General features: G+C 72.3%; 10 protein-coding genes. 5 read left to right on the top strand and 5 right to left on the bottom strand.

From position 1 onward, the window contains the following. The first annotated feature begins 381 nt into the window (after nt 1-381). From ACZ7P3_RS39625 to ACZ7P3_RS39610, 4 genes are all read left to right on the top strand, one after another. Entirely contained in the window at nt 382-915 is a 534-nt protein-coding gene (locus ACZ7P3_RS39625; protein WP_472089336.1) for a GNAT family N-acetyltransferase, read from the top strand. A gap of 977 nt (nt 916-1892) precedes the next feature. Continuing rightward, the gene (locus ACZ7P3_RS39620) at nt 1893-3416 is read left to right on the top strand and encodes an InlB B-repeat-containing protein (RefSeq protein ID WP_472089335.1); all 1524 of its coding nucleotides are present in this window, start codon (nt 1893-1895) and stop codon (nt 3414-3416) included. 402 nt (nt 3417-3818) lie between these two features. After that, on the top strand, nt 3819-4388 hold the full coding sequence (locus ACZ7P3_RS39615) for a hypothetical protein (protein ID WP_472089334.1): 570 nt from the start codon (nt 3819-3821) through the stop codon (nt 4386-4388). A 385-nt stretch (nt 4389-4773) separates the two neighbouring features. Further along, nucleotides 4774-5166: a hypothetical protein gene (locus tag ACZ7P3_RS39610; RefSeq protein ID WP_472089332.1), complete on the top strand. Its 393-nt coding sequence runs from the start codon at nt 4774-4776 to the stop codon at nt 5164-5166. A gap of 45 nt (nt 5167-5211) precedes the next feature. On the opposite strand, the gene ACZ7P3_RS39605 is transcribed toward ACZ7P3_RS39610, so the two are convergent. Next, nucleotides 5212-6237, bottom strand: a complete 1026-nt coding sequence (locus ACZ7P3_RS39605; protein ID WP_472089330.1) for an alpha/beta hydrolase family protein — start codon at nt 6235-6237, stop codon at nt 5212-5214. 573 nt (nt 6238-6810) lie between these two features. Between ACZ7P3_RS39605 and ACZ7P3_RS39600 the strand changes: the two genes are divergently transcribed. Further along, the gene (locus ACZ7P3_RS39600; RefSeq protein ID WP_472089328.1) at nt 6811-7647 is read left to right on the top strand and encodes a PIG-L family deacetylase; all 837 of its coding nucleotides are present in this window, start codon (nt 6811-6813) and stop codon (nt 7645-7647) included. 588 nt (nt 7648-8235) lie between these two features. On the opposite strand, the gene ACZ7P3_RS39595 is transcribed toward ACZ7P3_RS39600, so the two are convergent. The 4 genes from ACZ7P3_RS39595 to ACZ7P3_RS39580 form a co-directional block, all read right to left on the bottom strand. Then, entirely contained in the window at nt 8236-8901 is a 666-nt protein-coding gene (locus ACZ7P3_RS39595) for a nitroreductase (RefSeq protein WP_472089326.1), read from the bottom strand. Between the two features lie 403 nt (nt 8902-9304). Continuing rightward, nucleotides 9305-10036: an SDR family oxidoreductase gene (locus ACZ7P3_RS39590; protein ID WP_472089325.1), complete on the bottom strand. Its 732-nt coding sequence runs from the start codon at nt 10034-10036 to the stop codon at nt 9305-9307. Nucleotides 10037-10136: 100 nt separating this feature from the next. Further along, on the bottom strand, nt 10137-10805 hold the full coding sequence (locus ACZ7P3_RS39585) for a nitroreductase (RefSeq protein ID WP_472089323.1): 669 nt from the start codon (nt 10803-10805) through the stop codon (nt 10137-10139). A 1234-nt stretch (nt 10806-12039) separates the two neighbouring features. Then, entirely contained in the window at nt 12040-12525 is a 486-nt protein-coding gene (locus ACZ7P3_RS39580) for a MarR family winged helix-turn-helix transcriptional regulator (RefSeq protein ID WP_472089321.1), read from the bottom strand. Nucleotides 12526-12737 lie beyond the last annotated feature (212 nt).

Genomic DNA, 12737 nt, shown 5'->3' with positions numbered 1-12737 from the left:
CCACAGACCGGACAGGTCCGGGCGGCCCGCCAACACCTTCTGGGCATCCCTCCCGGGCCGGACCCTGCCACCTTGTCCGCGCCCGCAGCCGCGGCCGCGGCCGGAGCCAGTCACACGACGCTCCGCAGCCAGAGGCAGCCTGGTCACGACGGCTGGCCGTCCGCCGGCTGCGGTGACACTGCAAACCTGTACGCCGGGCTGTCCGCGACTGCCGTTGCCCGGCACCCGCCACCGCCCCTGGCACCCTCGCGCCCACGCACCCTGCGTCCTCGCACCCTCGCGTCCTGGCGTCCTGGCGTCCTGGTGTCCTGCGGTCCCGAGCGGCAACACGGACAAGCGCCGATTACCGATGAGGTCCCTGCCTTCGGCAGGATGGGCGCCATGACCGAGATCCGCACCCCCCGCCTCCTCCTGCGCCGCTGGCATGACGACGACCTCGCACCCATGGCGGACATCAACGCAGACCCGCAGGTCATGCACTGGATCGACGACGGCTCGGTGCGCGACCTGGACCACACGGCGCAGGACATCGAGAGGTGGGAGGAAGAGTGGGACGAGGAGGGCTTCGGCCTGTTCGCCGTCGAGCTGCTGGCCTCGGGTGAACTGGCCGGCTTCGCAGGTCTGTCCGTGCCCGAGTTCCTGCCGCAGGTGCTGCCCGCCGTCGCCGTCAGCTGGCGGCTGGGCTCACAGTTCTGGGGCCAGGGATACGCGTCCGAAGCCGCCCACGCCACCCTGGAGTTCGCGCTCCAGGACCGTGGCCTCGACCGCGTGATCAGCATCAACCGGGTCGGTGACGACGCCTCCGAGAACGTCATCCGCAAGCTCGGCATGGCGCCGCAACGCGTGACGGCGCACCCGGTGTACGGCTATCCGCTGCGGGTCTGCACCATCGATCTCACCGAGTTCCAGGCGTGAACCGGCCGAGCCGCCAGATCACCACGCAATCGCCGACCGCCCTCCCTGCGACCGCGACCGCGACCGCGACCGCACCATCGCCGCGAGGCGGGACACCCGGGGCGGGAATGCTGCTTTCCCGCCGCTGACCCGTCCTTCACAAAGCCCCGGCCAGAACATCCGGTGCGGGGCTGCACACTCTCCCGGCCAACCGCCCAACGGCGGTTGCCGGTTCGGGTGGCCACACCCGGTTCCCGGACGGGAAACCGGCCGCTGCCCGCCGCCCGGGCGGGCCCCGCTGCGCCGGACACTGTCAGAGAGGCCTCTTTCCGTTCATCAGATGTGAGGAACAGACGGCTTTCTGACACCGTGCGGGCCGTGATCGCGCGTTGCTGCCACCCGTGAGCCGGGCTCGTGGCCGGTGGCGGGATCACCGGCCACATCCTGGGCGCATCGTGTTCACGTTCCGCAGCAGCCTGCTCCGCACAGAGCTGCCCGGGCGGTTCGGACCCCGGGCAGAGGGCCCGCGGACGGTTCGCCCGCCCGCGGTGCGCGGCCCCGGGCAGAAGGCCCGCGGACGGTTCGCCCGCCGGGCCGAAGAGGGCACCTTCGGCAGTCTTTCGGCCACAGCCCGCACGCCAGGCAGAACGGGAGTGGCCGACCGCGACCGGCCCCGCGATCGTTCGCGCCCGCCGGCACACCGCCGCCAAAAGGAGCTCGAAGAACGCGGATTCGGACGCCCCGCGGCGGACTGCGGCAGCACGCGGCCCCGAGTCCGGGCGCAGGTCCGGGTCCGGGTCCGGGTGCAGGTCCGGGTCCGGGTCCGGGTGCAGGTGCGGGTCGGGTACGGGTTCGGGTGCGGGTGCGGGTGCGGTCTGCAGGCGGCTGACCGGATGAACCTCCGGGCGACATCACTCCCGCTGCCGCGTGCTGGAGGGCACCGCGCGGTCAGACGCTGATCATGGGCACATTCCCCACCGGAAAGGTTGACGTCCTCGATGCGTCGTTACCTGCTCGTCGCCTGTACCGCGGCGACCGCTCTTCTCGCCTCCCTTCCCCTGGCCATCGCCGCGCCGCCCGCACGCGGCGGCTCCGGCCATGACGAGCCCTGGGTGGTGCGCTCCGCCGTACTGCGCGCCGACGCCGAGGAGTTCGCGTCCCTGTGCCGTACGCAGCAGGAAGGCGTGCCGGAGCACCGTACGTTCCCGCTGTTTCCCGGCACCCGGGGCATCACCGCGATGCGGGACTACTACCACAAGGACGCGGACGGCACCGTCTACTGGGAAGGGCACGACCCGAAGAAGCCCGAGGACACGGTGTCCTTGTCCGTCATCGGAGCCTGCACGGGCGGCCCCGCCACCCTCGACGGCGTCATCGAGGTCGGCACCAAGGACTACCTGTTCACGCCCCTGCCCCGGCATCCGGGCGAGTACTGCCTGCAGGAGATCGACACGCTGAAGCTGCCCCCCAGCGGGCACAAGGGCGACACCGTGACCCTGAGCCCGCGGGCCGGGCGTGCGGGGCACGCGGAGAAGACGCCCAGGGCCGATGCCAACAGCCCCCTCGCCATCGACGTCCTGGTGCCCTACACCCCCGCGGCCGTCGCCGAGCTGGGCGGGGTGTCGGAGGTCCAGGCCCGGATCCGCTACGGGGTGAGCCAGCTCAACAAGGCCTTCGCCGCCAGCCATGTGCCGGCCAGCGTGCACGTCGTCCACTCGTACCAGACCTCGGCGTCCGGCGTTGCCGACGAGAACGCCAACACCGTGCTCAACAAGCTCAACAAGAGAGCCGACCTGACGCTCGGCGCCACGGCCCACGCGCTGCGGGACGACTACGGCGCCGACCTGGTGGCCCTGCTCGCCTCCATCCCCGCCCAGAACAGCTCGGGTTCGGCCGACCTGCCGATCCCCGTGACCTCGCAGACCAGCGAGAGCGCCTACTCCGTCACGAGTGTGCTGTCGGTCAAGGACTGGGACAACCTGGGCCACGAGATCGGCCACAACCTCGGCATGCGGCACGACCGGAAGACCGTGACGGATGAAGGGGAGACGGCGCCGGGCCCCGACGACACCAACTTCGGCTGGATCACGTCCGACAACAAGTACCACACGCTGATGGCCTACAGCACGCCCTGCCGGCCCGGCTGCAAGGTGATCGACCAGTACTCCAACACCGTCAACAAGACGGCCGAGGGCAAGGCCCTCGGTGACGCGAAGAACAACAACGCCGGCATCGCCCAGCTCGCCACCCCGCTCGTGTCCGCCTACCGCACCTCGAAGGCGGCCAACCGGCACACCCTGACGATGTCCGTCTCCCCGGCGGGCGGCGGCAGCATCACGGTCAGTGAGTTCGGCCCCTACGACCCCGGCACCCAGGTGACCCTCACCGCCCACCCGGCGGCCGGCTACGTGTTCGCGGGCTGGCAGGTCGACGGCGTGAAACAGAGCGACACCACGGCCGAGTACCAGATCACCATGGACAAGAGCCGCAACGTCGAAGCGCTGTTCACCAAGACTCCGTAAGCCTGCTGCCCGCCGCCCCCGGGCGGCGGGCAGCAGGCAGCAGGCAGCAGGCAGCAGGCAGCAGGCAGCAGGCAGCGGGCAGCGCCCCGGGCAGCCGCCGGCACGGGCCCGGCACGGCCGTCGGCACGGGCCCGGGCCTGACGGCTGCGGCGGGCACTGCCCGCCGTGCCCCGGGGTGAGCGCGCCGACGGCAGAGCCCTGCCGGCCGCGAACCGCGCCGGCGGACCGGCGCCCAGGCCAAGCGGACGTCCGGCACGTGGCAGGGCCGTCCTTTCCGCAGCAGCCGCGGTACGCGGCGGTTGTCCGGCTGTTGATGTCCGGCGCCCGCGTCCCGGCGCCGGACAACCCCCGCCAGCTAGACATGGCCCAGCGCAACCGCGCCATGGCTACAGGGAGCAAAGCATGAGAGCTGCGAAACGACTGGTTCTGCTTCTGACGACCGCCGCGCACGCGGTCGGCGGCAGCTTCACGGGTTCACCGGCGGCCGCCGCGGCACCGCTGCCCACCACCGATCCGATCTCCCGCGGAGGGCTCATGCCGACGTCACACCGCACGCCCAGGATCCTCACCGCGACCGCCGTCGCAGCTCTCCTGTCCGTCGCCGGGCTCGGCGTCGCCACCCCCGCGAACGCGACGACCGTCACCGCATCGAGGACCCATTCCGTGCGCTCCGCCGGCTTCTACGCCGGCGGGGTCTGGGACATCTACCAGAGCAACGCCTTCCTGACGGTCAACCTGACGCAGGACAGCAGCGGGAACCTCTACGGCTCCGCCGTCCAGGCCGACCTGGTCGGCACCCTCCTGAACGGCGCCGTGAACGGCCAGAACATCTACTTCACCATCAGCTGGTCGAACGGGGCCGTGGGCCGCTACACCGGGGTGAGGGGCACGGACGGGCGTCTGTCCGGGACCACGTTCGACCTGAACAACCCGTCCAGCCAGGCGACCTGGGCCACCTCGCGCACGTTCTGACCCAACAGCACAAGACCCCCGCGGTGCCGGGACACACACCGCGGGGGTCTTCGCACTGAACCGGACCACCCGGCACGCACAGGCCGTTCACCTCGGCCAGGACGCGACGGCCGCGTCCACGAGATGACGTGGCAGCTGCGTCCACGAGATGACGTGACGGCTGGGTCCGCGAGATGACGTGACGGCTGTCCATGGGATGACGTGACGGCTGGGTCCATGGGATACGGGCAGCAGATGTCCTCCGCTTCGCAGGGCACCGCTGCCCGGCCCTGTCCGACCGCGGCAGCAGCGGCTGCGCTGCACCGCGCGGCCGTCGCGCCGGCCGTTTCCGCCCCCGCACGCCACCGGACACGCTCCGGCGCGAGCCAGGTGGGATCCTGCCCGTATGAACCGTCTCGGCGATGCGGATCTGCGCACCTTGACGCTGCGCTTCATGGCCCTCCTCGCAGCCGACACCCCCGATCAGCTTGCCTGGCCGGGCGAGCGTGAGCTGGAGACGGAGGCGGTCGCTGAAGAGGCGCAGTTCCTCTGCCGCGTGTGCGAAGGACTCGCACAGCGCCAAACCTTCGAGCCCACCAATCTGCGCGCTCTTGAGGACATCGGCCAGCGCCTGGGCGAGATCGATGCCGCCTGCCGAGCCGGTCTCTGGGCCAACGCCCTGGCCACAGACCCGGCCTGGGATGACATACGCACTCTCGCCCGGCGCTTGCTCCTGTCGGCACTGGGCGAGTGGCGTCAGCCACTGCCACGCCCCGCGCGTCAGACGGGCGGCCGCTGAGCACGTCCGGACCGCCTGCCAGACCCCAGCGGCCCGTCTTGCCGGTCAGTTCGCCTGCTTGCTCTGCAGCTTGCCCAGGGCGCCGGGGTCGTCTTCGAGTGCGGTGGCCGCCGCCTGCCAGCCGGCGTCCTCGCCGTACAGGGCGCTGCGGAGGAAGGCCGTGGTCAGGTGCTGGACCAGAGCGACGCGCCCGGGGCTCTCGTCCGTCGTCTCGGCGACCTGGTATCCGGGGATGCCGCCGAGCGAGTGCTCCGCCGCGAACAGGGTGAGCAGGCTCTTGTTCCCCGTGCTGTGGGTGTAGGGGTCGGTGAACCAGTCCGGCCCGCGCGTCGACAGGCGGGACTGGTCGTGGTCGCCGGCGACGATCAGGGCCGGTGTGGTCATGGTGGTGAAGGACGGCTTCATGAAGGGGAAGTGCTCGGCGGCGAACGGGGTCAGGCCTTCGCCCAGACCGGCCAGGGCGAGCAGCACCCCCGCCTTGACGCGGGGGTCGGACATGTCCTGTCCGGGGACGCCGTCGGAGCCGAGGACCCGTGCGCCCAGCAGCGCGCTCGCCGTCTGGGCTCCCCAGGAGTGGCCGGCCACGGCGATGCGGCCGCGGTCCAGGCGTCCGGCGAGAGCGGGCACGGAGGTTTCCACAACGCCGAGCTGGTCGAGCACGCGCACAAGGTCTTCGATGCGCAGGCGCCAGATCCGCGGCGTGCGGGGGTCCTCGGCGGAGATGTTGAGCGTGCGGGAGTCGAGGTGGGTGGGCTGGATCACCGCGAAGCCGTGTGCGGCCCAGTGGTCCGCCAGCGGGGCGTAGCCGTCCATCGACCAGCCGAAGCCGTGGGAGAAGACGATGACGGGCAGCCTGCCGCCGCTCACGGGGGCGGACACGCGGACCTGCAGGTCCTCCCCGCGGCCCGGGGCGGACAGGCCGACCGGCTTCACCGAGACCACCGCGGCGGGTGCGCCCACGGCCTGCCACGCGTCCACGGCCTGCCGCACGTTCGCGGTCTGCCACGCGTTCGCGGCCTGCGGCGCGTCCACGGTCTGCTGCCGCGCGTTCGCGGTGTTCGAGTCGGACATGGGGGTGCCTTCCGTTCAGTGTCTTCGCGCTCTGTGGTGCGGCGGGCCCGGCGGTGGGCGGCGCCGCGGGCCGGGCCCGGCCGGGGGGCGGGGGGGCTTTCTCGTGCGACGCCGTATCGACGCCGGCTGCAGGCGCTCGCGTGCTCGTGCGTCCGGGTGGAACGTGCCGGCGCCGGCAGCCTGGTGGACTGGACCACCCTGGCGGGCCGCTCTCCGGCCTGCCGTCACGGGCGGAAACGGAACATCGGCATCGCCCCGCCAACAATACGGAACACTGTTCCGTTTTTCAAGGGCGGCCGCGGTGCGCGCTCCCGGCGGCCCGGGCCCAGGGGTGTTGCGGTGTCGGCGGGAACAGCCGGTCGGGCCGGCACTGTTGCACCGGCCAGGAGTCCGGCGCCGCACGGGCGAAGAGCACAGAGCAACAGGATGTCCCGACGTGATCCGGGGGCCCCCGGGTCCGCGCTACGCCCGGCCGTCCGACAATCGACATTCCGGCAATCGATACCGAGGGCGATCGCTCATCTGCCCGCCGCGGACCCGGACCGAGGCCTTTACACACAGGAGGACTGCTTCATGAATGACCGGCCCTTGACGCTCATGGCCGTACACGCACACCCCGACGACGAGGCCACCGGCACGGGAGGCGTCCTGGCGCGGTACTCGGCGGAGGGCATCCGCACGGTCCTCGTGACGTGCACCGACGGCGGTTGCGGTGACGGGCCGGGGGGTGTCAAGCCGGGCAGTCCCGGGCACGATCCGGCGGCCGTCGCCCTGATGCGGCGCCGGGAACTCGAGGCCAGCTGCGACGTCCTGAAGATCAGTCATCTGGAGATGCTGGACTACGCCGACTCCGGGATGATGGGCTGGCCCGCCAATGACGCCCCCGGATCCTTCTGGCGCACACCCGTGGCAAAGGGCGCTGCCCGGCTCGCGGAACTCCTGCGCCGCTACGAGCCCGATGTGGTCGTCACCTATGACGAGAACGGCTTCTACGGCCACCCCGACCACATCCAGGCCAACCGCATCACGATGGCGGCGCTGGCGATGACCGCGCTGACACCGAAGGTGTACTGGACGACGGCGCCCCGCTCGATGATGCAGCGGTTCGGGGAGGTCATGCGCGAGTTCGGTGCGGACGACGGGCAGGAGCCGGATCCCGCCGAGAGCGCCGCGATCGCCGAGATCGGACTCCCCGACGAGGAGATCACCACCTGGGTGGACACCACCGTGTTCGGCGGCCAGAAGTTCGACGCGCTGGCCGCTCACGCCAGCCAGGGCGAGAACATCTTCTTCCTCCGCATGGGCCGGGAGAGGTTCACCGAGCTGATGGGCGTCGAGACCTTCGTACGGGTCCAGGACACCACCGGCGCGGCCCTGCCCGAGAACGACCTCTTCGCCGGACTGCGCTGACCCGCCCGCCCGCCAGGGGCCCCGCAAGAGCCCGCGGTCCGTGCGGCCGGACCGGGCGTGCCCGCACACCCGCAGGCCTGTCCAGGCACCTTCCGCTCCGGCGGCCCCTGATCAGGAGGGCGGACCCGCCCGGCCGCGCGGCGCTCACGAGGACGCCGGTCCCCCGCCCGGACAGGGCCGCCGAGCAGGAACCTCCGCCACGCCGGGCGGAAACCAGCCGGACACCCGACGGCCGCCCGGGCAACAGGACGCCGGCACACCCGACAGAACGTTGACTCACTCAGCAGGGCGTTGGCTCACTCAGCAGGGCGCCGGCCGGCTGAGGCAGCCGGCCGGCCCCGCACTGCACTCCTGCCGACCGCGCCGCGGGCCGGCCGGCCCGCGGACCGCGGACGGCACCGGCGCGGACGGCACCGGCGCGGTCAGGCAGGGCGCGGGGCCCGCCGGCCCCCGCACCGGGCCGGCTCCTCCCCGCCGGCAGATGCGCAGCGGCCCGCAAAGCCCCCGCGGCGGACAGCGCGGACCGCTCACCTGCGGCGGATGCGCCGGCGTTCCGGCTGCGGAGCCTGCCCCGGGGGCGGCCGACGGCTACCCCCCGACGAACGTGACCGTCTCCTCGAGCGGCGCCCGGCCGGTGCGGGCACCGCCTGCCGTGACGTCCTCATAGCCGATCGACATGCCGCAAAAGAGCATGAGGCCGTCCGGGGGTGACAAGATCTGCGCGACGGTCCTGCGATACACCGACCACGCCATCTGCGGGCAGCTGTGCAGCCCTTCGGCGCGCAGCAGCAGCATGACGGTCTGCAGATACATGCCGACATCGGACCACTGCGGCCGCCCCATGCCGCGGTCGATGTAGCAGAACAGGGCGGCGGGCGCACCGAAGCAGTCCCAGTTCGCGGAAGCGGCCCTCTGGCGCGCCTGCCAGTCCTCGCGCGCGATGCCGAGCGCACTGTAGCGCTCATGGCCGAAGGCCGAACGGCGCTCACGGTAGGGGGACTTCAGCACCGGCGGATACATCTCGTACTCCCGCTCGTCCCAGGCACCGCCCGCGGCCACGCGCTCACCGGCACGCTTCTTCAGCTCGGCCAGCGGCCGGCCCGTCACCACGTAGACATGCCAGGGCTGGAGATTCGACCCGGACGGCGCCCAGGCCGCAGCGGACAGCACACGCCCCAGCGTCCGCCTCGCAACGGGCCGCCCGGTGAACCCCCGCACCGCCCGCCGGCTGGTGACCGCCTCATAGACGTCCAAGACCGCCTGCCTCCCTCACCGGGCCCCGCGTGTCCGCCCGTCGACGTCCAGGAGGCGCAGAATGCGACAAGAAGCCTAAACCTCACACCCGACAGCCGCGCCGGGACGCGCCCCGCGCAGACGAGCACGAGGCAGGCACCGCGTCCGTCACGAGGCGGGCACCGCGTCCGTCACGAGGCGGGCACCGCGTCCGTGACGTCCTGCCGGCACACGGCGGGCACAGCGGACCTACACCGCCGGGCCGGGACAGGACACGCCCTGACGGCCCCCGCCCGCCCGGGTACCCGTGCGCCTCGCCGTCGATCCCGGCCGCGCGGCAGCGGTCACGGCCGCCCGTCCAGAAGGCCGGGATGCCAGGCCGTCCAGTCGGCGGGGATGTCAGGCCGTCCAGTCGGCGGGGATGTCAGGAGAGCCAGTCGGCGTAGCGGGTGGGGGCGAGGCGGGCGTCCTTGCCGGTGAGGACGTCACCCTTGACGAGGGCGAACATGCCGGCCGTGGGGTCGGTGACGACGGTGCGGCGCTCGCCCCTGCGGGACAGGGTGAACCGGCCCAGCTCGTCCAGGGCGAAGATCTCGGGGCCGGCGACGTCGCGGATGCCGTTCAGCGGGGTGCCCGCGGCGGCCTTGGCCACCGCACCGGCCACGTCCTTGGAGGCGACCGGCCGGATCGGCGTGGCGGGCAGCCGCACGGTGTCGCCGTCCGCGGTCCAGGACAGGACGGCGTCCATGAACTCCATGAACTCCATGAACTGTGTCGCCCGCACGATCGAGTAGGGGATCGGCCCGGCCGCGAGGATCTCCTCCTGGAGCACCTTGGCCCGGTAGCAGTCCAGCTGCGGCACCCGGTCCACGCCGACGACCGAGAGGATGACGACGTGACCGGCGCCGCCCCGGCACGCCGCGGCCAGAAGGCTGTCCATCGAGGTCCTGAAGAAGGCCGGGGAGGCTTCGTCGAAGGTCGGGGAGTTCGCCAGGTCGACGCCGGCTCCCGCCACCGCCTCCTCCAGCCCCCGGCCGCTGATGACATCGGCCCCGGTGGACAGCGCGTGCACTGCCGCCTCGTGCCCGGCGGCGTTCAGGTTCTTGACGACCTGCGACCCGATCAGTCCGGTACCGCCGATGACCGCGATCTTCACGACATGCCCCTTCACCGGGATTACGTGCGCGATACGGCCCATGAGCCGCCATGGAGGCGCGGCAGGAAAACGGCGTCCCGGCCGGCCGGGGAACGGGGCGTCACAGGCCGTCGACAAAGGTGACCGTCTCCTCGAGCGGGGCCCGGCCGGTGCGGGCATCACCTGCCGTGACGTCCTCGTAGCCGATCGACATGCCGCAAAAGAGCATGAGGCCGCCCGGGGGTGACAGGACCTGCGCGACGGTCCTGTGGTACTTCGCCCACGCCATCTGCGGGCAGCTGTGCAGCCCTTCGGCGCGCAGCAGCAGCATGACGGTCTGCAGATACATGCCGGCATCGGACCACTGCGGCCGCCCCATACCGCGGTCGACGTAGCAGAACAGGGCGGCGGGCGCACCGAAGCAGTCCCAGTTCGCAAAAGCCGCCCTCTGGCGCGCCTCCAGGTCCTCGCGCGCAATACCGAGCGCGCCGTAACGCTGCTCACCGAAGGCCGAACGGCGCTCACGGTAGGGGGACTTCAGCACCGGCGGATACATCTCGTACTCCGGCTCGTCCCAGGCACCGCCCGCGGCCACGCGCTCACCGGCACGCTTCTTCAGCTCGGCCAGCGGCCGGCCCGTCACCACGTAGACATGCCAGGGCTGGAGATTCGACCCGGACGGCGCCCAGGCCGCAGCGGACAGCACACGCCCCAGCGTCCGCCTCGCAACGGGCCGCCCGGTGAACCCCCGCACCGCCCGCCGGCTCATCACCGCCTCATAGACGTCCAAGACCGCCCGCCTCCCTCCGCCCAACGAGTAACCCTGCTTCGTTACACCCACGATAGTATCACTCGATACTGTATCGAGTGAAACTAATGTGGGGCATGAATCCCCGGCCCCCGGGTACACCGCCCCGGGCACGGCACCTCGGAGAAAACCCACGACCGCGCCCGCCACGCCGCCGCGCCCGCCACACGTCGGCTCCTGCGCGTTCCACGGCAAGGCGCCCTCGCCCCGCCCGGCCACAGCCGCCTTCCGCAAGACCCGCACGGAGCAGAACGCACGGCACGGTGATCTGCCGCAACCCCGCCCGCGGCCCTGTCCACCGCCGGCCCCCGGTGCACCGGCTGCGCCACCCCGGCCGGCACACCCCGCAGCAGCCCGCCGCGTTCACCGCGCGCGGTGAACGCGCGCATGCAGCTCACCGAGGAACCGGAGCAGACGGACGCCGCCCCGGCCCGGCACCCCCCTGCAGCGACCCCTCGATCCCGCCCGTACGGCTCCTCGATCCGGTCCGCAGGGCTTCCCGGGTTCCGTCCGTACGGCCCCCCGATCCCGTCCGCAGGGCCTCCCGGGTTCCGTCCGTACAGCCTCCCGGGTTCCGTCCGTACAGCCTCCCGGGTTCCGTCCGTACGGCCCCCCGATCTCGTCCGCAGGGCCTCCCGGGTTCCGTCCGTACGGCCTCCCGACCCCGTCTGTACGGCTTCCCGGGTTCCGTCCGTACGGCCTCCCGATCCAGTCTCTGTACGGCTTCTCGATCCCGCGGGGCCTCAGGGCCCGGCGGGACGGCGTGTTCCAGCCCGGCTGCACCGCGGGCGGGACACCTTGCGCCCAGGGCGGCACCCCGCCGGCCGCGGCGGCTCCCGCCGGCCGGTCCATCCCGCCCAAGGCCCACGAGTGCACACAGAACCCACCCGCAAGCCGCCCTCAGGGGCCACCCCGGCCCGGACCCCGGCTTCATCACCCCGGAACTCACCATGGCCCTGCACAACCCGGCCCTGTCCAAACCGGTCCCCCCTGCAACGCGTCCGGCAAGCACGCCTTCCGTCCGACAACGCGTCTTCGAGGACGCGGCACCAAGGCCGGGGAAACCCAGGGAGCACCTCGCCGCGCGACCCGCCCGGACGGGGAGACCGTGTGACGCATCGCCCCCACGACGCACCCGATACCCTCAGCACCCGGCGCCCTCAGCGCCCGGCGCCCTCAGCGCCCGGTGCCCTCAGCGCCCGGTGCGCGGGCGCGTTTACGCCCCGTTGTCCGCGGGATGGGCAAGCCGGGTCAGCAGATCCGTCAGCTGCTCGGACTCCCCCGCCCCCAGTCCGGCAACCAGACGCCCGGCCAGCGGCTCCGCCGCCGCATGGGCCGCATCGAAAAGCTCGAGCCCCCGGGGCGTGATCTCCACCGCCCGCACCCGCCGGTCCCCCGCAACGGCCTTGCGTACGGCCAGCCCCTTACGCTCCAGGTCGTCCACGACCCGCATGATTCCCGCCTTGTCCGACCCCGTCGCCGCCGCCAGATCCCGCTGCACCGTAGGCCCGCGGTTGACCAGCACGATCAGCACCGCGAAATGCCGCAGCTCGATACCCAGCGGCCCGAGCGCCTCCCCCATCACCGCAGCCGCACGCCAGTGCGCCCGGCGCAGCAACAGCCCGAGAGCGAAAGGCGAGTGGTCCCCAGGGCGGTCGGTCGCGCGCGAAGCGGCGGTTCGGCGAGGAACATCAGCAGTCACAGAGGGCACATTACCAGCCATCAGATCATTCGATACGGTATCGACTGAAACCAAACGCGGCCCCGCCCGACACCGCAAAGACCCGACCAGGACCACGGGAGCACGGCACAAGCGGGCACGGCGCACGGGAGCACGGCACAAGCGGGCACGGCGCAAGGGAGCACGGCACGAGAGGGCGCGGCACGAGAGGGCACGGCGCGAGAGGGCACGGA

Source organism: Streptomyces sp. NPDC107581, assembly GCF_055657175.1.
Note: the sequence above shows the minus strand (reverse complement) of the source record. Positions and strands in the feature narration are given on the sequence as shown.

Excerpts from the sequence above, each read along its gene's own strand:
- ACZ7P3_RS39625 (WP_472089336.1), top strand. The coding sequence starts at position 382 with ATGACCGAGATCCGCACCCCCCGCCTCCTCCTGCGCCGCTGGCATGAC.
- ACZ7P3_RS39620 (WP_472089335.1), top strand. The coding sequence starts at position 1,893 with ATGCGTCGTTACCTGCTCGTCGCCTGTACCGCGGCGACCGCTCTTCTC.
- ACZ7P3_RS39615 (WP_472089334.1), top strand. The coding sequence starts at position 3,819 with ATGAGAGCTGCGAAACGACTGGTTCTGCTTCTGACGACCGCCGCGCAC.
- ACZ7P3_RS39610 (WP_472089332.1), top strand. The coding sequence starts at position 4,774 with ATGAACCGTCTCGGCGATGCGGATCTGCGCACCTTGACGCTGCGCTTC.
- ACZ7P3_RS39605 (WP_472089330.1), bottom strand. The coding sequence starts at position 6,237 with ATGTCCGACTCGAACACCGCGAACGCGCGGCAGCAGACCGTGGACGCG.
- ACZ7P3_RS39600 (WP_472089328.1), top strand. The coding sequence starts at position 6,811 with ATGAATGACCGGCCCTTGACGCTCATGGCCGTACACGCACACCCCGAC.